Source organism: Enterobacter cloacae complex sp. HYC042_NIDB, assembly GCF_056673315.1.
This window is the reverse complement of sequence record NZ_CP109650.1, coordinates 1,259,919-1,283,649: the sequence shown is the minus strand read 5'-3', so window position 1 is coordinate 1,283,649 and position 23,731 is coordinate 1,259,919. Positions and strand designations below refer to the sequence as shown.

The window sequence follows — 23,731 nt, the reverse complement described above, 5'->3', positions numbered from 1 at the left end:
GTGCTTTAAGCAGCGTGCCGCCCTACCTTAGTATAGCGGCACACTCGCGTCGCGGGCATCAATTACGATGGGTCAATACGGAGTCGACTAAGCCGTACTCAACTGCCTCTGGAGCAGAGAGGAAGCGATCGCGCTCGGTATCGCGCTCGATCTGCTCGAGAGGTTGACCCGTATGCTGCGCCATAAGTTCATTCATGCGCGCTTTTACTTTCAGAATTTCGCGGGCGTGGATTTCGATATCCGTCGCCTGCCCCTGGTAACCCCCCAGCGGCTGGTGAATCATCACGCGGGAGTTAGGCAGGCAGAAACGCTTACCTTTCGCCCCTGCGGTTAACAGGAAGGCCCCCATGGATGCAGCCTGCCCCATACAGATAGTGCTGACATCTGGCTTGATGAACTGCATGGTGTCATAAATGGACATGCCCGCCGTAATCACACCGCCAGGCGAGTTGATGTACAGGTAAATGTCTTTTTCCGGGTTTTCCGCTTCCAGGAACAGCATCTGCGCCACGATCAGGTTAGCCATATGGTCTTCTACCTGGCCGGTCAGAAAGATAACGCGTTCCTTGAGCAGACGGGAATAGATATCGAAAGAACGCTCACCGCGTGAGGTCTGTTCAATAACCATTGGCACCAGCGCCATATGGGGTGCAAAGTTATCTCGTTCGCCACTGTATGACATTTCCGTCTCCTGGTTCAAAATTGAAAACACCTGCTGTACTGATTGTAACCTTATGGACGGATTATCAGCCAGTCTCAATCATCGTGATTACATACTTATGGGGTTCGCCACGCCCTATTTCAAGCATAACAACCTTTTGTTGTAACGCTAACACTGAAAGGGCGTTTTAGCACCCTTCCAGAACCCATGCCGCGATAAAAAAAACCCGTCGCCGGAAGGCAACGGGTTTTTTGTTCAAACTTTAAACCGTTAGAGCGAAATTACGCCTGCTGGTTCATCAGTTCGTTGAAAGAGGTCGCTTTTTCGGTCACTTTCGCTTTCGCCAGTACCGCTTCAACAGCCTGCTCTTCCAGTGCGACGTTGCGCATGTTGTCCATCAGCTCTTTGTTCTTACCGTAGAACTCGATCACTTCTGATGGATCTTCGTATGCAGACGCCATCTCTTCGATCAGGCCCTTCACACGCTCTTCGTCAGCTTTCAGCTCGTGGGTACGAATCACTTCGCCCAGCAGCAGGCCAACAACAACGCGGCGTTTCGCTTGCTCTTCGAACAGCTCGCGCGGCAGTTCCATCGCTTGCTGCTGGTTGCCACCGAAGCGCTGTGCAGCCTGACGGCGCAGCACGTCGATTTCGCTGTCGATCAGGGCAGCAGGAACGTCGATTTCGTTCGCTTTTACCAGACCTTCAATCGCCTGAGATTTCACGCGGTTACGCACAGCACCGTTCAGCTCGCGCTCCATGTTCTTACGCACTTCGGTACGCAGGCCTGCAACAGAACCATCTTCCACGCCGAAACGCTTGATGAACTCTTCAGTCAGTTCTGGCAGTTCGCGCTCTTCAACTTTCTTCAGGTTGATGACGAACTTCGCTGCTTTACCTTTCAGGTTTTCAGCGTGGTACTCTTCAGGGAAGGTCACGTCGATGGTGAACTCTTCGCCCGCTTTGTGGCCTTTGATGCCGTCTTCGAAGCCTGGGATCATACGACCCTGGCCCATTGCCAGTACGAAATCAGACGCTTTGCCGCCTTCGAACTCTTCGCCGTCTACAGAACCGGTGAAGTCGATGGTTACGCGGTCTTCCGCGTCAACAGCGCCTTCTTTCTCTTTCCAGTTCGCCTGCTGCTTACGCAGGGTGTCCAGCATGCCGTCAACGTCTTCGTCAGTCACGGAAACGATCGGTTTTTCAACTTCGATAGATTCCAGGCCTTTCAGCTCAACTTCCGGGTACACTTCAAACTCTACGGAGTAGGTGAAGTCTTCGCCCAGTTTGTATTCGCCTGGCACGTAGTTTGGCGCGCCGGCTGGATTGATTTTTTCTTTGATGATCGCGTCGATAAAGTTGCGGCTCATCAGTTCACCCAGCACATCCTGACGCACGGATGCGCCATAACGCTGAGCAACAACATTCATTGGTACTTTGCCCTTACGGAAGCCGTCAATACGTACTTTTTTTGCTACGTTGACCAGCTCGCTTTTCACAGCAGTTTCGATGCTGTCAGCAGCGATAGTAATCGTTACACGGCGGCCAAGGCCTTGAGTGGTTTCAACTGAAACTTGCATCTTGTTACCTCAAAAAAATCACAGTGCTCGGTCAACTCTGAATCTGTCTGTTATACCGGGATGCTCTCTTAGTGCAGATTCACATTCCCTGTCGCCAGAATCATCCCGAAGACATTCAATAAGACGCGGCATTATAGCGGCATCACTTAGGTGAGTCGAGAACGGTTGGAGCATGTTGCTGCGGCTTTTTTCACACTTTAAGGCTATTTTTAGCCTTAAAATCGCACCATCCGCTCAAAACTCAGACAAAACAAAACGGCCCGGAGGCCGTTTTGAGGAAATCTGTAAGCAACATACTGGAAAAGCTCCAGCCGTTGCAAATCCGATTTATCAGGCGATGGTGCCTGCACCGCGACACGGCGGCGACGCAAAAACCGTATCCTGCAAGCCTTCCCATTCCTTAATGGTGTAGGTATGCAGTGCCAGCGCATGCACGGTCGTGGAGAGTTCTTCCGTCAAGGTGCTGTAGATCAGGCGATGTCGGTTCAGGAAACGTTCTCCCGTGAAGCGATCGCTAACCAGAACCACTTTAAAGTGGCTTTCAGAACCTGCCGGCACGTTATGACGATAGCTTTCGTCGACGACTTCGAGGAACACAGGGTTGAACGCTGCCCTTAATTTTTCTTCTATCTGTTCACGTATCATCATGAAATTACTCCTCCGACAACGCTAAGATGTCACCCATCCCTTTAAATGTTAGCCGCTTTTACCGTTTCCATTACACCTTGACAACAAATATTTAGCTTTCGTCTGATTTTCTCATTCAAATGCATGAAGTTCACTGTGACACTCATACCTGTCGTCTCTGGCGGGAGGAGAAAAAGGATGAGCTGGTCAGTTTTCAGACAAGACGATGAATTTACATGCGTTGACCACTTCCCCTGGCCGTAGTCGATGATATGATGGCGGCAATTTTTCTCTCTTTAATGCTTACGATTCGTTGAGAACCTGAAAATGTTTAAAAAACTCTTCTTTCCGTTGGTAGCCCTTTTTATGCTGGCAGGCTGTGCGACTCCGCCTACCACTATTGATGTCTCACCAAAAATCACCCTGCCTCAGCAGGACCCAAGCCTGATGGGCGTCACCGTGAGCATTAACGGTGCCGATCAGCGTCAGGACCAGGCGCTGGCAAAAGTGACCCGCGACAACCAGCAGGTGACGCTGACCGCGTCCCGCGACCTGCGCTTCCTGCTGCAGGAAGTGCTTGAGAAGCAAATGACCGCTCGCGGTTACATGATTGGCCCAAGCGGCGCGGTTGATCTGCAGATTATCGTCAACAACCTGTACGCAGACGTCTCTCAGGGCAACGTGCGCTACAACATTGCAACCAAAGCGGATATCGCCATCATTGCCACCGCGAAGAACGGCAACAAGATGACCAAAAACTACCGCGCCAGCTACTCTGTTGAAGGCGCGTTCCAGGCCTCTAACAAGAATATTGCTAACGCCGTTAACAGCGTGCTGACGGATACCATCGCCGATATGGCGCAGGACACCAGCATTCACGACTTTATCAAGCAGAACGCACGTTAATCCTGCTCACTGACCCGGTGCTTCACCGGGTCAGTTCATAAGAACATGTCCAGTCACTACTTACGCATTTTCCAGCAACCGAAATCAGCGATTCTGCTGATCCTCGGCTTTGCCTCCGGTTTACCCCTCGCGCTCACCTCCGGCACGCTTCAGGCGTGGATGACGGTTGAGAACATCGATCTCAAAACCATTGGTTTCTTCTCGCTTGTCGGTCAGGCGTATGTCTTTAAGTTCCTGTGGTCGCCGGTGATGGATCGCTATACGCCGCCGTTTCTGGGGCGTCGTCGCGGCTGGTTAGTGATGACACAGGTCCTGCTGCTGCTGGCGATTGCGGCGATGGGCTTTCTTGAGCCGACCACACAGCTCCGCTGGATGGCCGCGCTTGCGGTGGTGATAGCCTTCTGTTCCGCCTCTCAGGATATCGTATTCGACGCCTGGAAGACGGACGTGTTACCTGCGGAAGAGCGCGGTGCCGGTGCGGCGATCAGCGTGCTGGGCTATCGCCTCGGAATGCTGGTCTCCGGCGGGCTGGCGTTGTGGCTGGCCGACCGTTATCTCGGCTGGCAGGGTATGTACTGGCTGATGGCTGCCCTGCTCATCCCCTGCATTATCGCTACGCTATTTGCGCCCGAACCGAGCGACGTCATTCCGGTTCCCCGCTCGCTGGAACAGGCCGTGGCCGAACCGCTGCGTGACTTTTTTGGCCGCAACAATGCCTGGCTGATCCTGCTGCTCATCGTCCTTTATAAGCTGGGCGATGCCTTTGCCATGAGCCTGACCACCACCTTCCTGATCCGCGGCGTCGGTTTTGATGCCGGTGAAGTGGGCGTGGTGAATAAAACGCTGGGGCTGTTTGCGACCATCGTCGGTGCGCTTTATGGCGGCGCATTGATGCAGCGCCTGACGCTGTTCCGCGCGCTGCTGATCTTCGGCATCCTGCAGGGCGCATCTAACGCGGGCTACTGGCTCCTGTCGGTGACTGACAAGCATATGTTCAGCATGGCCGCGGCGGTGTTCTTTGAAAATCTCTGTGGCGGCATGGGGACGGCGGCGTTTGTCGCCCTGCTGATGACCCTGTGCAATAAATCGTTTTCCGCCACGCAGTTTGCGCTACTCTCGGCACTCTCGGCCGTTGGCCGCGTGTACGTAGGTCCGATTGCCGGCTGGTTTGTAGAAGCCCACGGCTGGCCAACGTTTTATCTCTTCTCGGTCGCGGCTGCCGTGCCGGGGATTTTATTATTGCTGGTGTGTCGCCAGACCCTGGAATATACCCAGCGGACCGAACACTTTATGCCGCGTACTGAATATCACCGCGCCTACCGATTTGCGTTACGTCTGCTAATGGCGGGCTGCGGCGCGCTGGCGCTATGGCTTGTGGTACTTATCGTTAACGCCAGTACGTCTCTGGCGCTCCCCCTCGAAGCCCTTCTGCTGGACGCAGGAGCCCTGCTGGCCATCGCCGGGATCCTGACGGGCGGTCTGCTCGATTTTATGGCCTTGCGTAAAACGCAGATGACCTGAAGAAAAAGTGAAAGGTTATTTCCCGTTGTAATCACTAACCGAAATTATAACGGTGAAATAGCCAACAGCCGCTAAAAAAATATTTGTTGTTTTGTGCGGGATAGGATTTGGAAATTATTGGAGCCAATCCCAAAACGCTATTTTTCATTAAACGATTCAGCATTGGAAAGTTTGATTTTTCGTTTTTTAGATGTCTTTTTATTGATAATTAATTGTTAATTTTTTGTATATTTTTAACAATGGTTATACCAATTGCCCCTTTTAGGGTATGCTTGGGGGTCCTTTCGTTATAAAGCCCATATCATGCGGCTTCGGTCATAAAAACCGACATAATCTGCAACACTTGTGACACGTGCGGCAGAACCCGGTAACACCTTCCTGACACAGGCCTAATGATGTTTACAGTAATGTAACCTTCCCGTAAAATGCCCGCACACTTTAAACGCCACCAGACTCCCGTGGAATTGAGGTCGTTAAATGAGACTCAGGAAATACAATAAAAGTTTGGGATGGTTGTCATTATTCGCAGGTACTGTATTACTCAGTGGCTGTGATTCTGCACTACTAGACCCCAAAGGACAGATTGGACTGGAACAACGTTCACTGATATTGACGGCTTTTGGCCTGATGTTGATTGTGGTTATTCCTGCCATTTTGATGGCTGTTGGTTTCGCCTGGAAGTATCGTGCGAGCAATAAAGATGCGAAGTATAGCCCGAACTGGTCACACTCCAACAAAGTTGAAGCTGTGGTCTGGACGGTACCTATCCTGATCATCCTGTTCCTTGCCGTACTGACCTGGAAAACCACTCACGCACTTGAGCCAAGCAAGCCGCTGGTTCACGATGAAAAACCTATTACCATTGAAGTGGTCTCCATGGACTGGAAATGGTTCTTCATCTATCCAGAGCAGGGCATTGCTACCGTGAATGAAATCGCCTTCCCGGCGAACACTCCGGTTCAGTTCAAAGTGACCTCCAACTCCGTAATGAACTCCTTCTTCATCCCGCGTCTGGGTAGCCAGATTTACGCGATGGCCGGTATGCAGACGAACCTGCATCTGATCGCGAATGAAGCAGGCACCTACGATGGTATCTCCGCCAGCTATAGCGGCCCGGGCTTCTCAGGTATGAAGTTCAAAGCTATTGCGACGCCGGACCGTGCCGCTTTCGACCAGTGGGTTGAAAAAGCGAAGCAGTCTCCAAACACCATGTCTGACATGGCGGCGTTCGAAAAAGTGGCTGCACCTAGCGAATACAACAAGGTGGAGTACTTCTCTAACGTGAAACCAGATTTGTTCAAAGATGTTATTGGCAAATTTATGGATCACGGCAAGAGCATGGACATGACCCAGCCAGAAGGCGAGCACAGCGCGCACGAAGGTATGGAAGGCATGGACATGAGCCACGCGGAAACCGCTCACTAAGGGGCCGAGGAAGAAAATGTTCGGAAAATTGACACTGGATGCAGTGCCCTACCATGAACCGATTATCATGGTTACGGTGGCTGCAATTATCATTGGTGGCGCGGCCTTAGTTGGCCTGATCACTTACTTCGGTAAGTGGAGCTACCTGTGGAATGAGTGGCTGACTTCGGTTGACCACAAAAAACTCGGTATCATGTACTGCATCGTCGGTATCGTCATGTTAATTCGTGGCTTTGCGGATGCAATCATGATGCGTAGCCAGCAGGCACTCGCGTCTGCGGGCGAAGCCGGCTTCCTGCCACCGCACCACTACGATCAGATCTTTACCGCCCACGGCGTTATCATGATCTTCTTCGTGGCGATGCCGCTGGTAATCGGTCTGATGAACGTTGTCGTTCCGCTGCAGATTGGCGCGCGCGACGTAGCGTTCCCGTTCCTGAACAACCTGAGCTTCTGGTTCACGGTTGTCGGCGTTATCCTGGTTAACCTGTCACTGGGCGTGGGCGAATTTGCACAGACCGGCTGGCTGGCTTACCCACCACTTTCGGGAATTGAGTACAGTCCGGGTGTAGGCGTTGACTACTGGATTTGGGCGCTTCAGCTCTCCGGTGTCGGTACCACCCTGACCGGTATCAACTTCTTCGTGACCATCCTGAAGATGCGTGCACCAGGTATGACGATGTTCAAGATGCCAGTATTTACCTGGGCATCTCTGTGCGCCAACGTACTGATTATCGCGTCGTTCCCAATTCTGACCGTCACCATCGCGCTGCTGACCCTGGACCGCTACCTGGGCACCCATTTCTTCACGAATGATATGGGTGGCAACATGATGATGTACATCAACCTGATTTGGGCCTGGGGTCACCCGGAAGTGTACATTCTGGTTCTGCCTGTCTTCGGTGTGTTCTCCGAAATCGCGGCAACCTTCTCGCGTAAGCGTCTGTTTGGTTACACCTCTCTGGTGTGGGCAACCGTGTGTATTACCGTTCTGTCGTTCATCGTTTGGCTGCACCACTTCTTTACCATGGGTGCGGGCGCGAACGTAAACGCCTTCTTCGGTATCACCACCATGATTATCGCCATCCCTACCGGGGTGAAGATCTTCAACTGGCTGTTCACCATGTACCAGGGCCGTATCGTGTTCCACTCAGCAATGCTGTGGACCATCGGCTTCATCGTGACCTTCTCCGTAGGTGGGATGACCGGCGTACTGCTGGCGGTGCCAGGTGCTGACTTCGTTCTGCACAACAGCCTGTTCCTGATTGCGCACTTCCATAACGTTATCATCGGCGGCGTGGTCTTCGGCTGCTTCGCAGGTGTGACTTACTGGTGGCCTAAGGCGTTTGGCTTCACGCTGAACGAAACCTGGGGTAAACGCGCGTTCTGGTTCTGGATCATTGGCTTCTTCGTGGCGTTTATGCCGCTGTACGTGCTGGGCTTCATGGGTATGACCCGTCGTCTGAGCCAGCAGATCGATCCGCAGTTCCACCCAATGCTGATGGTTGCAGCGGGCGGTGCAGCGCTGATTGCCTGCGGTATTCTGTGCCAGCTGATTCAGTACTACGTGTCCATCCGCGACCGTAACCTGAACCGCGACCTGACCGGTGACCCATGGGGTGGCCGTACGCTGGAGTGGGCAACCTCTTCTCCACCACCGTTCTATAACTTTGCCGTAGTGCCGCACATTCACGAGCGTGACGCATTCTGGGAAATGAAAGAAAAAGGTGAAGCGTACAAGCAACCTGAGCATTACGAAGAGATCCATATGCCGAAAAACAGCGCTGCGGGCATCGTGATTGCCGCTTTCGCAACGGTATTTGGTTTCGCAATGATCTGGCACATCTGGTGGATGGCGATTGTTGGCTTCGCTGGCATCGTAATCAGCTGGATTGTGAAGAGCTTTGACGAGGACGTGGACTACTACGTACCAGTCCGTGAAGTTGAAAAGCTGGAAAATCAGCATTTCGACGAGATTTCTAAAGCGGGGCTGAAAAATGGCAACTGATACTCTGGCGCACTCAACTGCCCACGCGCATGAACATGCGCACCATGATACAGGACCGACCAAAGTCTTCGGTTTCTGGATCTACCTGATGAGCGACTGCATTCTGTTCTGCTGTCTGTTCGCGACCTATGCCGTTCTGGTGAACGGCACAGCGGGCGGCCCGACCGGCAAGGACATTTTTGAACTGCCGTTCGTTCTGGTTGAAACCGCACTGCTGTTATTCAGCTCCATCACCTACGGCATGGCGGCTATCGCCATGTACAAAAACAACAAGAGCCAGGTTGTCTCCTGGCTGGCGTTGACCTGGCTGTTTGGTGCTGGCTTTATCGGGATGGAAATCTATGAATTCCACCACCTGATTATGGAAGGCTTCGGACCGGATCGCAGTGGCTTCCTGTCCGCGTTCTTCGCGCTGGTGGGTACCCACGGTCTGCACGTGACCTCGGGTCTGATCTGGATGGCAGTACTGATGTTCCAGATCTCCCGCCGCGGCCTGACCAGCACTAACCGTACCCGTATCATGTGCCTGAGCCTGTTCTGGCACTTCCTGGACGTGGTATGGATCTGCGTGTTCTCTGTTGTCTATCTGATGGGGGCGATGTAATGAGTCATTCTAACGATCATGGCGCTTCCCACGGCAGCGTAAAAACCTACATGACAGGTTTCATCCTGTCGATCATCCTGACGGTGATCCCGTTCTGGATGGTGATGAGCGGTTCTGCGTCCAAGCCGGTTATCCTGGGAGCAATCCTGGTGACCGCGGTGATTCAGATTCTGGTGCATCTGGTTTGCTTCCTGCACATGAACACCAAGTCCGATGAAGGCTGGAATATGACTGCCTTTATCTTTACCGTGATTATCATCGCTATCCTGGTAGTCGGTTCCATCTGGATTATGTGGAACCTCAACTACAATATGATGGTTCACTAAGAGCGGCGAGTATGTTTAAGCAATACCTGCAAGTCACGAAACCAGGCATCATCTTTGGCAACCTGATCTCCGTAATCGGAGGGTTCCTGCTGGCCTCTAAAGGCAGCATTGATTACACCCTCTTTATTTACACGCTGGTCGGTGTGTCACTGGTGGTTGCGTCCGGTTGTGTATTTAACAACTACATCGACATGGATATCGACAAGAAGATGGAAAGGACCAAGAATCGGGTGCTGGTTAAAGGCCTGATTGCCCCTTCCGTCTCGCTGGTGTACGCCACCTTGCTGGGTATTGCTGGCTTTATGCTGCTGTGGTTTGGTGCTAACCCGCTGGCCTGCTGGCTGGGGGTGATGGGGTTCGTGGTGTATGTAGGCGTCTACAGCCTGTATATGAAGCGTCACTCCGTCTACGGCACGCTGATTGGTTCTCTCTCCGGCGCTGCGCCGCCGGTGATTGGCTACTGCGCCGTCACGAACGAGTTCGACAGCGGTGCGCTCATCCTGCTGGCTATCTTTAGCCTGTGGCAGATGCCGCACTCCTATGCCATCGCGATTTTCCGCTTCAAGGATTATCAGGCGGCGAACATTCCGGTTCTGCCGGTCGTGAAGGGCATTTCAGTTGCCAAGAACCACATCACGCTGTACATCATCGCTTTTGCCGTGGCAACGCTGATGCTTTCTCTGGGCGGTTACGCCGGATATAAATATCTGGTGGTAGCGGCCGCGGTGAGCGTCTGGTGGCTCGGCATGGCCCTGCGCGGCTACAAGGTGGAAGATGACAAAGTCTGGGCACGCAAGCTGTTTGTGTTCTCGATTGTCGCCATCACCTCCCTGTCCGTGATGATGTCCGTAGACTTCATGGTGCCGGACTCGCAAAACCTGCTGACTTACGTCTGGTAAGTTTATGTGATGATGAAAAGGGTGCTTCGGCACCCTTTTTTATTTACGAAATCTATTAATTACGCATGTAATATTTGTTAAATAAGCCTTTATTTACCCCGCCCCTTCCCCGCACTACACTATGGCCTGCTTTTGAACTGAGGTGGTAATGAACGATTATAAAATGACGCCGGGCGAGCTGCGTGCGACCTGGGGTTTAGGGACTGTTTTCTCGCTGCGGATGCTTGGCATGTTTATGGTCCTGCCCGTTCTGACCACGTACGGCATGGCGTTACAGGGTGCCAGCGAAGCGCTGATTGGTCTGGCGATCGGTATCTACGGCCTGGCGCAGGCAATTTTCCAGATCCCCTTTGGCCTGCTCTCTGATCGGGTGGGCCGCAAGCCGCTGATTGTCGGCGGGCTGCTGGTCTTTGTGCTCGGGAGCGTTATTGCCGCCCTCTCCCACTCCATCTGGGGCATTATTCTTGGCCGCGCCCTGCAAGGGTCCGGGGCGATTGCCGCCGCGGTGATGGCGCTGCTTTCTGACCTGACACGCGAGCAAAACCGTACCAAAGCGATGGCGTTCATCGGCGTGAGCTTTGGCGTGACGTTTGCGATTGCGATGGTGCTCGGTCCCATCATTACGCACAAACTGGGTCTGCACGCCCTGTTCTGGATGATTGCGGTGCTGGCGACTATCGGGATCGCACTCACCCTGTGGGTTGTGCCAGACAGTAAAAATCATGTCCTTAACCGTGAATCCGGGATGGTTAAAGGCTGCTTTAGCAAAGTCATCGCCGAGCCGCGTCTGCTAAAACTTAACTTCGGCATTATGTGCCTGCATATTCTGCTGATGTCCACCTTCGTCGCCCTGCCCGGCCAGCTTGCCGCAGCAGGTTTCCCGGCGGCAGAGCACTGGAAAATTTATCTGGTCACGATGCTGATTTCGTTTGTCTCTGTCGTGCCGTTCATCATCTACGCCGAAGTGAAGCGCAAAATGAAGCGCGTCTTCGTGGGCTGCGTGGCGTTACTGCTGATTGCCGAGATTGTGCTCTGGGGTGCCGGCCCGCACTTCTGGGAGCTGATCGCAGGCGTGCAGCTCTTCTTCCTGGCGTTTAATCTGATGGAAGCGCTGCTGCCGTCGCTGATCAGCAAAGAGTCTCCGGCAGGATACAAAGGCACCGCGATGGGCATTTACTCCACCAGCCAGTTCCTCGGCGTGGCAATCGGCGGCTCGCTTGGCGGCTGGGTCGACGGCCTGTTTGATTCACAAACCGTGTTTCTCGCGGGCGCGCTGCTGGCAACAGTCTGGCTGCTGGTCGCCAGCACCATGAAAGAGCCACGCTACGTGAGCAGCCTGCGGGTAGAAATCCCGGATGACGTGGAGATTAGCGACGCGCTGAAGCAGCGTCTGGAAGGAAAAGAAGGGGTCACAGAGGTGCTGATTGTTCCCGAAGAGCGCAGCGCTTATGTCAAAATTGACAGCAAAGTGACGAACCGCTTTGAGGTGGAGCAGGCGCTTAGAGCGTGAAAAAAGCCCGGTTGAACCGGGCTTTTTTGTCTTAATCGCGGAAGTTTTTAAACTGGAACGGCTGTCCCAAATCCCCACCGCGCACCAGCGCCATCACGGACTGCAGGTCGTCGCGAGATTTTCCGGTTACGCGAATTTCTTCGCCCTGGATCTGCGCCTGCACCTTCAGCTTGCTGTCTTTGATAAGCTTAACGATCTTCTTCTGCACCGCGCTCTCGATGCCCTGCTTCAGTTTGGCTTCTACAAACCAGTTCTTACCGCTGTGGACAAACTCGTCCGGCACGTCCAGAGACGTTCCTTCGATGCCACGTTTTAACAGCTTGGCGCGCAGAATGTCGAGCAGCTGATTCACCTGGAAATCAGACTCGCTCAGCACCTTAATAGTCTTATTTGCGTCGTTCAGCTCAAACGACGCCTCAACGCCGCGAAAATCGAAACGTGACTCAACTTCGCGGGTTGCGTTCTCAACGCCGTTGCGAACTTCCTGGATATCAACTTCGGAAACAATATCGAAAGATGGCATCTTTTCTTCTCCCTTCACTTTTGTTGCGTTGAATAATACCCGCTACGAGGCATAACTCAACAGAAGCTTAGCTGTATAATTAAGCTGTAACACCTGGCGCAGTTGCAGGTGAGGAGGAACAATGAAAATTACGGTGCTCGGATGCGGAGCGCTCGGCCAGCTGTGGCTGACCGCGCTGTGCAAGCACGGACATGAGGTTCAGGGCTGGCTGCGCGTGCCCCAGCCCTATTGCAGTGTCAACCTGATTGGTGAAGACGGAAGCATTTTTAACGAATCCCTCACCGCGAACGATCCTGATTTCCTGGCGCAAAGCGACCTGTTGCTGGTGACGCTCAAGGCGTGGCAGGTCTCAGATGCGGTTAAGACTCTGGCCGCGCAGCTCCCCTCCACGTCCCCCATTCTGCTGCTGCATAACGGTATGGGAACCCTTGATGAGCTGAAAAGCGTCCCGCAGCCTCTGCTAATGGCGACCACCACCCACGCTGCGCGTCGCGACGGGACTATTATCGTGCATGTCGCCAGCGGCGTGACGCACATCGGCCCGGCCAGAACACAGGATGGCGACTACAGCTATCTGGCCGATGTTCTGCAAAAGGTCTTGCCGGACGTCGCCTGGCACAACAACATCCGCCCTCAGCTGTGGCGCAAGCTGGCCGTAAACTGCGTGATCAATCCGCTGACGGCGCTGTGGAACTGCCCGAACGGGGAGCTGAAAAACCATCCGCAGGAGGTGGCGTCCCTGTGTGCAGAAGTCGCGTCGGTCATTGAGCGAGAAGGCCTGCACACCTCAGCAGAGGATTTACGCTGTTATGTCGAGCAGGTTATTGAGAGTACGGCTGATAACATCTCCTCGATGCTGCAGGACGTTCGGGCATTACGCCATACGGAGATAGATTACATTACCGGCTATCTGCTAAAGCGCGCCCGCTCACACGGCATCGCCGTGCCGGAAAACGCCCGTCTGTATGACCTAGTTAAACGTAAGGAGAGTGAATATGAGCGCGTCGGCACTGATTTGCCTCGCCCCTGGTAGCGAAGAGATGGAAGCGGTCACCACCATTGATTTACTGGTACGTGGCGGCATTAAGGTAACAACCGCCAGCGTAGCCAGCGACGGCAATCTGGCAATCACCTGTTCACGAGGGGTGAAAATCCTGGCAGACGCACCGCTTGTCCAGGTTGCTGACGGCGATTACGACATCATCGTCCTACCCGGCGGCTTAAAAGGCGCGGAATGTTTCCGCGACAGCCCGCTGTTGGTTGAAACCGTGCGTCAGTTTCATCTGTCGGGTCGTATCGTCGCGGCAATCTGTGCCGCCGCTGGAACGGTTCTGATTCCGCACGATATCTTCCCTATCGGCAATATGACCGGCTTCCCGGGGCTTAAGGATACGATCCCGGAAGAGCATTGGGTGGATAAACGCGTCGTCTGGGATCCGCGCGTCAACCTGCTGACCAGCCAGGGCCCCGGCACCGCGATTGATTTTGGCTTAAAGATTATTGATCTGCTGGTCGGGCGGGAGAAGGCCTACGAAGTGGCGTCGTCGCTGGTGATGCCGGCGGGGATTTATAATTACTATGAAGAGTAGTGCATAAAAAAAGCCGGGTGGCGAGAGGTAAAAGCAAAACGGCAACCTTTGGTTGCCGTTTTTAATGTGAGGGCACCAGGCCGCACGCTACGGACGATACACCTTCACATTCGCGAATCCCTGCTCGCGCAGGTACAGCGCCTGCAGGCGGCTCATCACCCCGCGCTCACACCACAGCAGATACGTTTTGCTCTGATCGAGGTCGCCAAACTTAGTGCTCAGCTTGTAGAACGGCAGAGAAACCACCTCTACGCCTTCCACCTGGAGCGGCTTGTCATCCTGCTCGTCAATGGAGCGGATATCAAGAATCGCATCGTTCGCACCGAAACCGCTCACGGTTTCCACTTCAACCACTTCCTGCTCGGTCTGCTGGGCAATCTCGCGGATGTCGATGTTGGACGCTTCTGCCACCACTCTTTCCAGGATGCTGAAATCGAAGTTCTCTTCTTCCGCTTCGATCTTCGCCTTCACTGCCTTGACGGTCGGGCTTTTTGAGATCACGCCGCAGTATTCCGGCATGGTGCGGGCAAAGTCTTCGGTGCCGATTTCGCGCGCCAGGTCGATGATGTGCTCTTTATCGTGGGAGATCAGCGGACGCAGGATCAGCGTATCTGATACGTTGTCGATCAGACGCAGGTTAGTCAGCGTCTGGCTGGAGACCTGGCCCAGCGCTTCGCCGGTGACCAGCGCCTGCACGCCGTAACGTTCGGCGACTTTGGACGCCGCGCGAACCATCATACGTTTGAGGATCACGCCCATCTGGCCGTCATCCACTTTTTCAAGGATTTCGCCCACTACCGGCTCAAGGTTGATCGCCACAAAACGCACGCGGTGGGAGCTGCCGAAGCGGTTCCACAGGTAATGCGCCACCTGACGAACGCCAATTTCATGCGCCGCGCCGCCCAGGTTGAAGAAGCAGTAGTGCACGCGGCAGCCGCGACGCATCAGCATGTAGCTGGAGACGCCGGAGTCGAAGCCGCCCGAGATCAGCGACAGCACATCTTCCTGCGTGCCGATCGGGAAACCGCCAATACCTTCATAACGGCCCTTAACCAGCAGCAGACGATCGTTCTCGATCTCAAGGTTAACGGTGACGTCCGGGTTAGTCAGGCGCACGCGCGCCGTCTCAACGTGCTGGTTCAGACCGCCGCCAACGTAGCGCTCGACTTCAATCGAGCTGAACTCGTGCTTACCGCGACGCTTCACGCGCACGCAGAAGGTTTTGCCTTCGATCTGATCGCGGTACTGTACCAGCGCCTTTTCGAAGATATCGTGCATATCGCTGAACGGAACGTCTTCCACTTCCAGAATATGGTGAATACCTGGAATACGGGTCAGCGCGTCGCGAATATCAAGGCGTTTGCTTTCGTCTTTCGCGCGGACTTCAACGTGGTCCCAGTGACGCACCACGGCGAGCGTTTCGTCGTAGTGTTTTAATACGTTACGAATGTTCCCGGTGAGAATTTTAATAAAGCGCAAACGCACAGATTGGCTTTTGATGGTGATTTCAGGGAACAATTTAATGATAAACTTCATGGCGGCAATGTTTCTTAGGCAAGCTTATAAAGGCTTGTAGTGGAAAATGATACAGCAGCCCACACCCGTGGCTGCATCCAGGCGCGCAAGTATACCACCATCGCGCCACTCGCGTTATTTGATAATTGCCCCGAGTCCGTTACCATGTTGGGGCGAAGAATATAAGAGTTAATTCACTATGCCGAAGAAGAACGACGCACCGGCCAGTTTTGAAACTGCGCTGAGTGAGCTTGAGCAGATTGTTACCCGCCTCGAGAGCGGCGATTTACCGCTGGAAGACGCCCTCAACGAATTTGAGCGCGGTGTGCAGCTTGCGCGCCAGGGGCAGGTAAAACTCCAGCAGGCCGAGCAGCGTGTGCAGATCCTGCTTTCCGACAGCGAAGACGCTAAAACCACGCCATTCACACCGGACGCCGAGTAAATGGATTTTACCAACGCGCTTCAGGCGCGCGTCGTTCGCGCCAACGACGCCCTACGCCGTTTTATTGAGCCGCAGCCTTTTCAGAACACTCCACTGGTTGAAGCCATGCACTATGGCGCACTCTTAGGGGGAAAACGCCTGCGTCCGTTCCTGGTGTATGCCACGGGCAACATGTTTGGCATCAGCGATAATACGCTGGACGCCCCGGCTGCCGCCGTGGAGTGCATCCATGCCTACTCGCTGATCCACGACGATCTCCCGGCGATGGACGACGACGATCTGCGCCGGGGTCAGCCAACCTGCCACATTAAGTTTGGCGAGGCGAATGCCATTCTGGCGGGCGATGCTCTGCAAACCCTGGCGTTCTCGATTCTGAGCGATGCGCCGATGGCGGAAGTGGCCGACCGCGACCGCCTGGCGATGATCTCCGAACTGGCAATGGCCAGCGGCGTGGCCGGCATGTGCGGCGGTCAGGCGCTGGATCTTGAAGCGGAAGGACGTCAGGTTAATCTGGAACAGCTGGAGCGTATTCATCGCCATAAGACGGGCGCGCTTATTCGTTCCGCCGTTCGCCTGGGCGCGCTGAGCGCGGGTGAGCAAGGGCGCAAAGCCCTGCCGATTCTGGACAGATACGCAGAAAGTATCGGTCTGGCATTCCAGGTTCAGGATGACATTCTGGATGTGGTGGGCGATACTGCAACATTGGGTAAACGTCAGGGTGCGGATCAGCAGCTTGGCAAAAGTACCTATCCCGCCCTGCTGGGTCTTGAGCAAGCCCAACGTAAAGCCCGGGATCTGATTGACGATGCCCGCCAGTCGCTGAATGAGCTGGCCGCGCAATCGCTGGATACCTCGGCACTGGAAGCGCTAGCGGACTATATAATCCAGCGTGATAAATAAACTATATATCTCGATGAGCCTTTGATGAGTTTTGATATTGCCAAATACCCGACACTGGCGTTAGTTGACTCCACCCAGGAGTTACGTCTGTTGCCGAAAGAGAGTCTGCCGAAGCTGTGTGACGAGCTGCGTCGTTACCTGCTCGACAGCGTTAGCCGCTCCAGCGGCCACTTCGCCTCCGGGCTTGGCACGGTTGAGCTGACCGTGGCGTTGCATTACGTCTATAACACGCCGTTCGATCAGCTTATCTGGGACGTGGGCCACCAGGCTTATCCGCACAAAATTCTGACCGGACGTCGCGATAAAATTGGCACCATTCGTCAGAAAGGCGGCCTGCACCCGTTCCCGTGGCGCGGTGAGAGCGAGTATGACGTGCTGAGCGTCGGCCACTCATCGACCTCCATTTCCGCGGGCATCGGTATTGCCGTTGCTGCCGAGAAAGAGAACAAGCAGCGCCGCACCGTCTGCGTGATTGGCGACGGGGCCATCACCGCCGGGATGGCTTTTGAAGCCATGAACCACGCGGGCGATATCAAGCCGGACATGCTGGTTATCCTCAACGATAACGAAATGTCGATCTCCGAGAACGTCGGCGCGCTGAACAACCATCTGGCGCAGCTGCTTTCCGGCAAGCTTTACTCCTCCCTGCGGGAAGGCGGGAAAAAAGTTTTCTCCGGCGTGCCGCCGATCAAAGAGCTGCTCAAGCGTACCGAAGAACACATCAAAGGCATGGTCGTGCCGGGCACGCTGTTCGAAGAGCTGGGCTTTAACTATATCGGCCCGGTGGACGGGCACGATGTGCTGGGTCTGGTGACCACGCTTAAAAACATGCGCGATCTGAAAGGCCCGCAGTTCCTGCATATCATGACCAAAAAAGGGCGTGGCTACGAACCGGCGGAGAAAGATCCGATCACCTTCCACGCGGTGCCAAAGTTCGACCATACCAGCGGCTGCCTGCCGAAAAGCAGCGGCGGAATGCCAAGCTACTCAAAAATCTTTGGCGACTGGCTGTGCGAAACGGCGGCAAAAGATAACAAGCTGATGGCGGTCACGCCTGCCATGCGTGAAGGCTCCGGCATGGTCGAGTTCTCCAAAAAATACCCGGACCAGTATTTCGACGTCGCCATTGCCGAGCAGCACGCGGTCACCTTTGCGGCAGGGCTGGCGATTGGCGGCTACAAGCCGGTGGTGGCGATTTATTCCACCTTCCTGCAGCGCGCCTACGACCAGGTGATCCATGACGTTGCCATCCAGAAGCTGCCGGTGCTGTTTGCTATCGATCGCGCGGGCATCGTGGGGGCCGACGGCCAGACGCACCAGGGGGCGTTTGACCTCTCCTTCCTGCGCTGCATCCCGGACATGGTCATCATGACGCCAAGCGACGAAAACGAGTGTCGTCAGATGCTGTATACCGGCTACCACTATCAGGACGGCCCCTGCGCGGTACGTTATCCACGCGGCAATGCCCTTGGCGTTGAACTACAGCCGCTGGAAAAACTGGAGATCGGTAAAGGTCTGGTGAAACGTCGCGGCGAAAAAGTGGCGATCCTGAACTTTGGTACGCTGATGCCGGAAGCGGCAAAAGTCGCTGAAACCCTGAACGCGACGCTGGTGGATATGCGCTTTGTGAAGCCGCTCGATGAGTCTCTGATTCTGAGCATGGCGGAAAGCCACGACGTGCTGGTCACGCTGGAAGAGAACGCCATCATGGGTGGCGCGGGTAGCGGCGTTAACGAGGTACTGATGGCGAACCGTAAATTGGTTCCGGTGCTGAACCTCGGCCTGCCGGACCACTTCATCCCGCAAGGCACTCAGGACGAGGCGCGTGCCGATATCGGCCTGGACGCCGCCGGTATCGAAGCCAGAATCCGCAGCTGGCTGGCCTGATCCCTCCCCTTTTCTGCTCCTGCTATGCTTAAACGTATTGTTTAAACAGCAGGAGCGGAACCATGCAATACACGACATTAGGAAAAACGGACCTCAGGGTGTCCCGGCTTTGCCTGGGCTGCATGACCTTTGGCGAGCCTGACCGGGGAAATCACGCCTGGACGCTGCCGGAAGAGAGCAGCCGCCCTATCATCAAGCGCGCCATAGACGGCGGCATCAACTTCTTCGATACCGCCAACAGCTACTCTGACGGCAGCAGCGAAGAGATTGTAGGCCGCGCTCTGCGTGATTTTGCCCGTCGGGATGAGATAGTGGTCGCCACCAAGGTGTATTACCCGTCAGGCGATCTGGCTGAAGGCCTCTCTCGCGCGCAGATCCTGCGCTCCATTGATGACAGCCTCAGACGCCTGAACATGGATTACGTCGACCTGCTGCAAATTCACCGCTGGGATTACAACACGCCGATTGAAGAAACCCTTGAAGCGCTGAACGATGTCGTGAAAGCGGGTAAAGCGCGCTATATCGGCGCGTCGTCAATGCACGCATCTCAATTTGCTCAGGCGCTCGATCTCCAGGCGCAGCACGGCTGGGCACGCTTTGTCACCATGCAGGATCACTACAACCTGATTTACCGGGAAGAAGAACGCGAGATGCTGCCGCTCTGCTACCAGGAAGGCGTGGCGGTGATCCCGTGGAGCCCGCTGGCGCGCGGACGCTTAACCCGTCCGTGGGGAGAAACCACGGCGCGGCTGGTATCAGATGAAGTGGGTAAAAATCTTTATTCCGGTACCGAAGCCAGCGATGCGCTGATTGCCGAACGTTTAGCCGGGATCGCCGACGATATCGGCGCAACGCGCGCGCAGGTGGCGCTGGCGTGGCTGCTGGGCAAGCGGGGTGTCGCCGCACCGATTATTGGTACATCGCGGGAAGAACAGCTGGACGAGTTGTTAAGCGCGGTGGATTTATCGCTGACGCCGGAGCAGGTTGCCGAGCTGGAGACGCCGTATCAGCAGCATCCGGTGGTTGGGTTTAAGTAAACACTTGCCGGGTGGCGTGTGCTTACCCGGCAATGCTGAGCGCACAAACTTACCCGAAGTGATCGTACCCTTTCCAGTCCAGCGTAACGGGCGCACCGTCTTTCACAAACTTCAGCCCTTCACTCTCCGGCATGATCTGACCGATGCAGGTAAACTTTGCGCCAAGATGGGCCAATGCCACGTCCAGCGTTCCACGGTTCAGCTCTGGCACCGTGAAGCACAGCTCGTAGTCTTCCCCACCGGAGAGCGCCCAGCGCAGCGCCTGCTCAGGCTCCACATGGCGAAGCAGTTGCTCCGACAGCGGGAACAGATCCAGGTCAACGCGCGCGCCCACCCCGCTGGCCTTCAGGATATGTCCGAGGTCCGAGATGAGACCGTCAGAGAGATCGATAGCCGAACTGGCCCGCTCGCGCAGCGCCTGACCGTGCAGAATACGCGGTGTCGGGCGCAGATGGCGCTTCACCAGATACGCCGCATCGTCAGCGTCCTTCACGTTTAAGCGATCCTGAAGGATCGCCAGCCCTGCCGCGCTGTCTCCCGGCGTACCGGTCACGTAGATCCAGTCGCCCGGTTTAGCGCCCGAGCGCTTCAGCGCGCGACCGAGCGGCACATAGCCGTGGATCGCCAGCGTCATCGACAGCGGCCCGGCAGTCGTATCGCCGCCAATCAGCTGCATATCGTAGTAGTTCAGCTGTTCAAACAGCGCATCGCTGAACGCTTCAAGCCAGGCTTCATCCACCTCCGGCAGCGTCAGGGCCAGCGTCAGCCAGGCCGGATCGGCGCCCATTGCCGCCAGATCGCTGACGTTGACCGCCAGCGCTTTATACGCCAGATCGGCAGGATCGATATCCGGTAAGAAATGACGTCCGCACACTAAGGTGTCGGTGCTGATTGCCAGCGTCTGCTTTTCAGGAATATTGAGAAGTGCACAGTCATCGCCAATGCCGGTTTCAACATCAAGACGAGAGGTTCTGACACGGTCGAAATAACGGGCAATCAGGGAGAATTCGCCGCATGCCATACGTTATGCCTCAGCAAATAAAAGAAAAAACCGGAGCCGCACTGCCCGTCAGGCAATGCAGAACTCCGGTTTGCGGATCACTTTTTGTGGGGACGGATCGCAGGTGCGGCTTTATCAAGTACGCCGTTAACGAACTTGTGGCTGTCTTCAGCGCCGAAGGTTTTCGCCAGTTCGATCGCTTCGTTGATGGCCACTTTGTACGGCACATCATCACGTTTAGACAGCTCAAACAGCGCGATACGCAACACTGCTTTTTCCACCTGACCCAGCTCTTCGAGCAGACGGGACAGGTATGGCTTCATCAGGCCATCGAGATACGCGCTATTAGTCGCCACTCCCGACAGCAGTTCACGGAAGTACAGAACGTCAACGTCTTTCACGTCCTGTTCTGACAGGAACTGGTATTCAACATCAGCGATGTCGTTCTGGGACAACTGCCAGGAGTAAAGTGCCTGGACGGCACATTCACGGGCGCGGCGACGAGCAGCAGGTTTCACGGAATTCCCCTTACAAAAAAATCAGGCCTTAATGGCTTTCAATACATTGATCATTTCAAGCGCGGTCAGTGCAGCTTCTGCACCTTTGTTACCGGCTTTGGTGCCAGCACGTTCGATGGCTTGTTCAATACTTTCGGTGGTCAGCACGCCGAACGCGACAGGAATTTCAGCATCCTGCGCAACGTGTGCCAGACCGTTGCTTGCACCGCCCGCAACGTATTCGAAGTGCGCAGTGCCGCCACGAATAACGGTACCCAGCGCAATCACCGCGTCGTATTTACCGGTTTTCGCCAGCGCGCCCGCCGCCAGTGGCAGTTCATAAGCGCCTGGAACCCAAACAACGGTAATGTTGTCATCTTTAACCTGGCCGATACGTTTCAGGGCGTCAATCGCACCTTCCAGCAGGCTATCGTTGATGAAGTTGTTGAAACGCGCAATGGTGATGGCGACGCGAGCGTCCGGGGTAGCTACAGCAGCTTCAATAATGTTCATACTCTTCCTTTACGGGTTCATTTGGCCCCGCAGGGGGGCGGATTTTATCATAATACTTTGCGCACTGCTTCCCTATTTCGGGAGCAATTACGCTGTCGTTAAATGGAGGCAGACATCCGGACCCACCGGACGAATCTCGCTGAATGTGAGTTGCGGTGCGTCGGCCAGTTTTTCAAGGCCAGGCAGCACAAACAGGCCGCGCGCATCATGACCTAACAGTTTAGGCGCAACGTAGACGAGCAGTTCATCCACCAGCCCCGCCTGGAGCAGCGCGCCGGCGAGCGTCGGACCGGCTTCGACCCAGATGCTGTTCACCTGCTGCTTGCCGAGCAACATCATCAGCACCACGAGATCCAGATGTCCGTTATGCTCCGGCACCATAATGCTGCGCACGCCTTCCGGCCATTCGCGCGTATCTTCTTTGGTGCGCGCAATCCAGGTTTCACCCGGCTGATGCACGATGCGGTGCGCCGGGGTCACGCGGTTCTGGCTATCAATAATAATACGCAGCGGCTGGCGCAGGTTCTCCTGCGGATAAAGCGCCTGGGTATCGGCATTCAGCTCATCCCAGCGCACGGTCATGGCCGGATCGTCAGCCAGAACGGTTTCACTGCTGGTGAGGATAGCATGGCTTTGCGCGCGCAGACGTTGCACATCGCGCCTTGCCTGCGGCGAGGTGATCCACTGGCTTTCACCGTTCGCCATTGCCGTACGGCCGTCCAGCGAGGCGCCCAGCTTAAGCTGGATATACGGAAAACCGGTGCGCATGCGCTTCAGGAAGCCTTTGTTGATGGCTTCCGCATCTTTCATCATCAGGCCGTGGCTGACGTCGATCCCTTCCTGTTGCAGACGATACAAGCCGCGGCCCGCCACCTGCGGGTTAGGATCCTGCATAGCGGCGACCACGCGCGAAATCCCTGCCGCAATCAGCGCTTCACAGCACGGCGGCGTGCGCCCGTGGTGGCTGCAGGGCTCCAGCGTCACGTAGGCCGTCGCGCCTCGCGCTTTCTCCCCCGCCATACGCAGGGCATGCACTTCAGCATGCGGCTCGCCTGCGCGATAGTGAAACCCTTCCCCCACGATCTCGCCATCTTTCACGATAACGCACCCGACGTTGGGGTTAGGATGGGTGGTAAAACGACCGCGCTGCGCCAGCTTCATGGCTCGCGCCATGTACTTCTCATCCTGCATGGGCTTAATCCTGTAAGCGGGCGATCTCTTCGCCAAACTCTTTGATATCTTCGAAACTGCGGTAGACAGAGGCGAAGCGGATATAGGCGACCTTATCGAGCTTTTTCAGCTGCTCCATCACCAGGTTGCCGATCATTTTGCTCGGCACTTCACGCTCGCCCAGGCCACGCAGGTAAGATTTAATGTGGTTTAACGCCATTTCGACATCATCCGCGCTGACGGGCCGTTTTTCGAGGGCCTTCAGCATTCCGCTGCGCAGTTTCTCTTCGTTAAACGGCTCGCGCACGTCGTTACTTTTTACCACGCGCGGCATTACCAGCTCTGCAACCTCAAAGGTCGTGAAACGCTCGTTGCACACCAGACACTGCCGACGACGGCGCACAGAAGACCCTTCGCCCACAAGGCGAGAGTCGATGACTTTGGTATCCACAGCGGAGCAGAATGGGCAATGCATACGGTATCCCTGTTATCTGGTTAACTGATTTTCATTTTACCCTGATCTGGCCTGACAACAAAGGAGGAGCTTTTTTGAGACAAAGGATCTATGTCCGGCGGTACGTTGCTGGCTAC

The 23,731-nt window shown here is 55.2% G+C and carries 24 protein-coding genes; 14 read left to right on the top strand and 10 right to left on the bottom strand.

Annotation, left to right across the window (positions count from 1 at the left end; translation table 11 throughout):
• Nucleotides 1–58 precede the first annotated feature (58 nt).
• The 3 genes from clpP to bolA form a co-directional block, all read right to left on the bottom strand.
• Nucleotides 59–682: an ATP-dependent Clp endopeptidase proteolytic subunit ClpP gene (gene clpP / locus OKF39_RS06060; protein WP_010428105.1), complete on the bottom strand. Its 624-nt coding sequence runs from the start codon at nucleotides 680–682 to the stop codon at nucleotides 59–61.
• A gap of 260 nt (nucleotides 683–942) precedes the next feature.
• A complete protein-coding gene (gene tig / locus OKF39_RS06055; RefSeq protein WP_008503318.1) occupies nucleotides 943–2,241 on the bottom strand; it encodes a trigger factor in 1,299 nt (432 codons plus the stop codon).
• 330 nt (nucleotides 2,242–2,571) lie between these two features.
• Nucleotides 2,572–2,889, bottom strand: coding sequence for a transcriptional regulator BolA (gene bolA, locus OKF39_RS06050; RefSeq protein WP_003859051.1), 318 nt, complete (start codon nucleotides 2,887–2,889; stop codon nucleotides 2,572–2,574).
• A gap of 306 nt (nucleotides 2,890–3,195) precedes the next feature.
• Here bolA and OKF39_RS06045 point away from each other — a divergent pair, with 306 nt between their 5' ends.
• From OKF39_RS06045 to OKF39_RS06010, 8 genes are all read left to right on the top strand, one after another.
• Nucleotides 3,196–3,774, top strand: coding sequence for a lipoprotein (locus tag OKF39_RS06045; protein ID WP_028012160.1), 579 nt, complete (start codon nucleotides 3,196–3,198; stop codon nucleotides 3,772–3,774).
• Between the two features lie 45 nt (nucleotides 3,775–3,819).
• Nucleotides 3,820–5,295, top strand: coding sequence for a muropeptide MFS transporter AmpG (gene ampG / locus OKF39_RS06040; protein WP_192978584.1), 1,476 nt, complete (start codon nucleotides 3,820–3,822; stop codon nucleotides 5,293–5,295).
• Between the two features lie 477 nt (nucleotides 5,296–5,772).
• Nucleotides 5,773–6,720, top strand: a complete 948-nt coding sequence (cyoA, locus tag OKF39_RS06035; RefSeq protein ID WP_008503322.1) for a cytochrome o ubiquinol oxidase subunit II — start codon at nucleotides 5,773–5,775, stop codon at nucleotides 6,718–6,720.
• 16 nt (nucleotides 6,721–6,736) lie between these two features.
• Nucleotides 6,737–8,728, top strand: coding sequence for a cytochrome o ubiquinol oxidase subunit I (cyoB, locus tag OKF39_RS06030; RefSeq protein ID WP_028012157.1), 1,992 nt, complete (start codon nucleotides 6,737–6,739; stop codon nucleotides 8,726–8,728).
• Nucleotides 8,718–9,332, top strand: a complete 615-nt coding sequence (locus tag OKF39_RS06025) for a cytochrome o ubiquinol oxidase subunit III (protein WP_003859057.1) — start codon at nucleotides 8,718–8,720, stop codon at nucleotides 9,330–9,332. Before cyoB ends, OKF39_RS06025 begins: the two co-directional genes overlap by 11 nt.
• Nucleotides 9,332–9,658 carry a cytochrome o ubiquinol oxidase subunit IV gene (locus OKF39_RS06020; protein WP_006176899.1) on the top strand — a complete coding sequence of 109 codons (327 nt, stop codon included), beginning with the start codon at nucleotides 9,332–9,334 and terminating at the stop codon, nucleotides 9,656–9,658. Before OKF39_RS06025 ends, OKF39_RS06020 begins: the two co-directional genes overlap by 1 nt.
• An 11-nt stretch (nucleotides 9,659–9,669) precedes the next feature.
• Nucleotides 9,670–10,557, top strand: a complete 888-nt coding sequence (gene cyoE / locus OKF39_RS06015; protein WP_003859062.1) for a heme o synthase — start codon at nucleotides 9,670–9,672, stop codon at nucleotides 10,555–10,557.
• Nucleotides 10,558–10,705: 148 nt separating this feature from the next.
• The gene (locus OKF39_RS06010) at nucleotides 10,706–12,067 is read left to right on the top strand and encodes an MFS transporter (RefSeq protein WP_248214896.1); all 1,362 of its coding nucleotides are present in this window, start codon (nucleotides 10,706–10,708) and stop codon (nucleotides 12,065–12,067) included.
• A gap of 31 nt (nucleotides 12,068–12,098) precedes the next feature.
• On the opposite strand, the gene OKF39_RS06005 is transcribed toward OKF39_RS06010, so the two are convergent.
• Complete coding sequence (locus OKF39_RS06005) at nucleotides 12,099–12,590, bottom strand: YajQ family cyclic di-GMP-binding protein (RefSeq protein ID WP_023293165.1); 492 nt, start codon at nucleotides 12,588–12,590, stop codon at nucleotides 12,099–12,101.
• Nucleotides 12,591–12,711: 121 nt separating this feature from the next.
• Here OKF39_RS06005 and panE point away from each other — a divergent pair, with 121 nt between their 5' ends.
• Nucleotides 12,712–13,623: a 2-dehydropantoate 2-reductase gene (gene panE / locus OKF39_RS06000; protein ID WP_324662815.1), complete on the top strand. Its 912-nt coding sequence runs from the start codon at nucleotides 12,712–12,714 to the stop codon at nucleotides 13,621–13,623.
• Nucleotides 13,586–14,179 carry a protein deglycase YajL gene (yajL, locus tag OKF39_RS05995; RefSeq protein ID WP_045259897.1) on the top strand — a complete coding sequence of 198 codons (594 nt, stop codon included), beginning with the start codon at nucleotides 13,586–13,588 and terminating at the stop codon, nucleotides 14,177–14,179. The genes panE and yajL overlap by 38 nt, the downstream gene beginning before the upstream one ends.
• Before the next feature lie 87 nt (nucleotides 14,180–14,266).
• Here yajL and thiI read toward each other — a convergent pair whose 3' ends face one another.
• Nucleotides 14,267–15,715 carry a tRNA uracil 4-sulfurtransferase ThiI gene (thiI, locus tag OKF39_RS05990; RefSeq protein WP_479983578.1) on the bottom strand — a complete coding sequence of 483 codons (1,449 nt, stop codon included), beginning with the start codon at nucleotides 15,713–15,715 and terminating at the stop codon, nucleotides 14,267–14,269.
• A 178-nt stretch (nucleotides 15,716–15,893) separates the two neighbouring features.
• Between thiI and xseB the strand changes: the two genes are divergently transcribed.
• The 4 genes from xseB (at nucleotide 15,894) to OKF39_RS05970 (ending at nucleotide 19,960) form a co-directional block, all read left to right on the top strand.
• Nucleotides 15,894–16,136 (top strand): exodeoxyribonuclease VII small subunit, encoded by a 243-nt coding sequence (xseB, locus tag OKF39_RS05985; protein WP_003859094.1) that lies wholly within the window; start codon nucleotides 15,894–15,896, stop codon nucleotides 16,134–16,136.
• A complete protein-coding gene (ispA, locus tag OKF39_RS05980; RefSeq protein WP_028012152.1) occupies nucleotides 16,137–17,036 on the top strand; it encodes a (2E,6E)-farnesyl diphosphate synthase in 900 nt (299 codons plus the stop codon).
• 24 nt (nucleotides 17,037–17,060) lie between these two features.
• Nucleotides 17,061–18,923, top strand: coding sequence for a 1-deoxy-D-xylulose-5-phosphate synthase (dxs, locus tag OKF39_RS05975; RefSeq protein ID WP_047367605.1), 1,863 nt, complete (start codon nucleotides 17,061–17,063; stop codon nucleotides 18,921–18,923).
• Between the two features lie 62 nt (nucleotides 18,924–18,985).
• A complete protein-coding gene (locus OKF39_RS05970; protein WP_028012150.1) occupies nucleotides 18,986–19,960 on the top strand; it encodes an aldo/keto reductase in 975 nt (324 codons plus the stop codon).
• 49 nt (nucleotides 19,961–20,009) lie between these two features.
• Here OKF39_RS05970 and thiL read toward each other — a convergent pair whose 3' ends face one another.
• From thiL to nrdR, 5 genes are all read right to left on the bottom strand, one after another.
• On the bottom strand, nucleotides 20,010–20,981 hold the full coding sequence (thiL, locus tag OKF39_RS05965; RefSeq protein ID WP_041911088.1) for a thiamine-phosphate kinase: 972 nt from the start codon (nucleotides 20,979–20,981) through the stop codon (nucleotides 20,010–20,012).
• A 77-nt stretch (nucleotides 20,982–21,058) separates the two neighbouring features.
• Nucleotides 21,059–21,478: a transcription antitermination factor NusB gene (gene nusB, locus OKF39_RS05960; RefSeq protein ID WP_006809908.1), complete on the bottom strand. Its 420-nt coding sequence runs from the start codon at nucleotides 21,476–21,478 to the stop codon at nucleotides 21,059–21,061.
• A 21-nt stretch (nucleotides 21,479–21,499) separates the two neighbouring features.
• Complete coding sequence (ribH, locus tag OKF39_RS05955; RefSeq protein WP_006176874.1) at nucleotides 21,500–21,970, bottom strand: 6,7-dimethyl-8-ribityllumazine synthase; 471 nt, start codon at nucleotides 21,968–21,970, stop codon at nucleotides 21,500–21,502.
• Between the two features lie 87 nt (nucleotides 21,971–22,057).
• On the bottom strand, nucleotides 22,058–23,161 hold the full coding sequence (gene ribD / locus OKF39_RS05950; RefSeq protein WP_047367603.1) for a bifunctional diaminohydroxyphosphoribosylaminopyrimidine deaminase/5-amino-6-(5-phosphoribosylamino)uracil reductase RibD: 1,104 nt from the start codon (nucleotides 23,159–23,161) through the stop codon (nucleotides 22,058–22,060).
• 4 nt (nucleotides 23,162–23,165) lie between these two features.
• Nucleotides 23,166–23,615 (bottom strand): transcriptional regulator NrdR, encoded by a 450-nt coding sequence (gene nrdR, locus OKF39_RS05945; RefSeq protein ID WP_008503337.1) that lies wholly within the window; start codon nucleotides 23,613–23,615, stop codon nucleotides 23,166–23,168.
• Nucleotides 23,616–23,731: the final 116 nt, after the last annotated feature.

Coding starts and splice junctions, on each gene's coding strand:
- clpP (WP_010428105.1), bottom strand. CDS start 682: ATGTCATACAGTGGCGAACGAGATAACTTTGCACCCCATATGGCGCTG.
- tig (WP_008503318.1), bottom strand. CDS start 2,241: ATGCAAGTTTCAGTTGAAACCACTCAAGGCCTTGGCCGCCGTGTAACG.
- bolA (WP_003859051.1), bottom strand. CDS start 2,889: ATGATGATACGTGAACAGATAGAAGAAAAATTAAGGGCAGCGTTCAAC.
- OKF39_RS06045 (WP_028012160.1), top strand. CDS start 3,196: ATGTTTAAAAAACTCTTCTTTCCGTTGGTAGCCCTTTTTATGCTGGCA.
- ampG (WP_192978584.1), top strand. CDS start 3,820: ATGTCCAGTCACTACTTACGCATTTTCCAGCAACCGAAATCAGCGATT.
- cyoA (WP_008503322.1), top strand. CDS start 5,773: ATGAGACTCAGGAAATACAATAAAAGTTTGGGATGGTTGTCATTATTC.
- cyoB (WP_028012157.1), top strand. CDS start 6,737: ATGTTCGGAAAATTGACACTGGATGCAGTGCCCTACCATGAACCGATT.
- OKF39_RS06025 (WP_003859057.1), top strand. CDS start 8,718: ATGGCAACTGATACTCTGGCGCACTCAACTGCCCACGCGCATGAACAT.
- OKF39_RS06020 (WP_006176899.1), top strand. CDS start 9,332: ATGAGTCATTCTAACGATCATGGCGCTTCCCACGGCAGCGTAAAAACC.
- cyoE (WP_003859062.1), top strand. CDS start 9,670: ATGTTTAAGCAATACCTGCAAGTCACGAAACCAGGCATCATCTTTGGC.
- OKF39_RS06010 (WP_248214896.1), top strand. CDS start 10,706: ATGAACGATTATAAAATGACGCCGGGCGAGCTGCGTGCGACCTGGGGT.
- OKF39_RS06005 (WP_023293165.1), bottom strand. CDS start 12,590: ATGCCATCTTTCGATATTGTTTCCGAAGTTGATATCCAGGAAGTTCGC.
- panE (WP_324662815.1), top strand. CDS start 12,712: ATGAAAATTACGGTGCTCGGATGCGGAGCGCTCGGCCAGCTGTGGCTG.
- yajL (WP_045259897.1), top strand. CDS start 13,586: ATGAGCGCGTCGGCACTGATTTGCCTCGCCCCTGGTAGCGAAGAGATG.
- thiI (WP_479983578.1), bottom strand. CDS start 15,715: ATGAAGTTTATCATTAAATTGTTCCCTGAAATCACCATCAAAAGCCAA.
- xseB (WP_003859094.1), top strand. CDS start 15,894: ATGCCGAAGAAGAACGACGCACCGGCCAGTTTTGAAACTGCGCTGAGT.
- ispA (WP_028012152.1), top strand. CDS start 16,137: ATGGATTTTACCAACGCGCTTCAGGCGCGCGTCGTTCGCGCCAACGAC.
- dxs (WP_047367605.1), top strand. CDS start 17,061: ATGAGTTTTGATATTGCCAAATACCCGACACTGGCGTTAGTTGACTCC.
- OKF39_RS05970 (WP_028012150.1), top strand. CDS start 18,986: ATGCAATACACGACATTAGGAAAAACGGACCTCAGGGTGTCCCGGCTT.
- thiL (WP_041911088.1), bottom strand. CDS start 20,981: ATGGCATGCGGCGAATTCTCCCTGATTGCCCGTTATTTCGACCGTGTC.
- ribH (WP_006176874.1), bottom strand. CDS start 21,970: ATGAACATTATTGAAGCTGCTGTAGCTACCCCGGACGCTCGCGTCGCC.
- ribD (WP_047367603.1), bottom strand. CDS start 23,161: ATGCAGGATGAGAAGTACATGGCGCGAGCCATGAAGCTGGCGCAGCGC.
- nrdR (WP_008503337.1), bottom strand. CDS start 23,615: ATGCATTGCCCATTCTGCTCCGCTGTGGATACCAAAGTCATCGACTCT.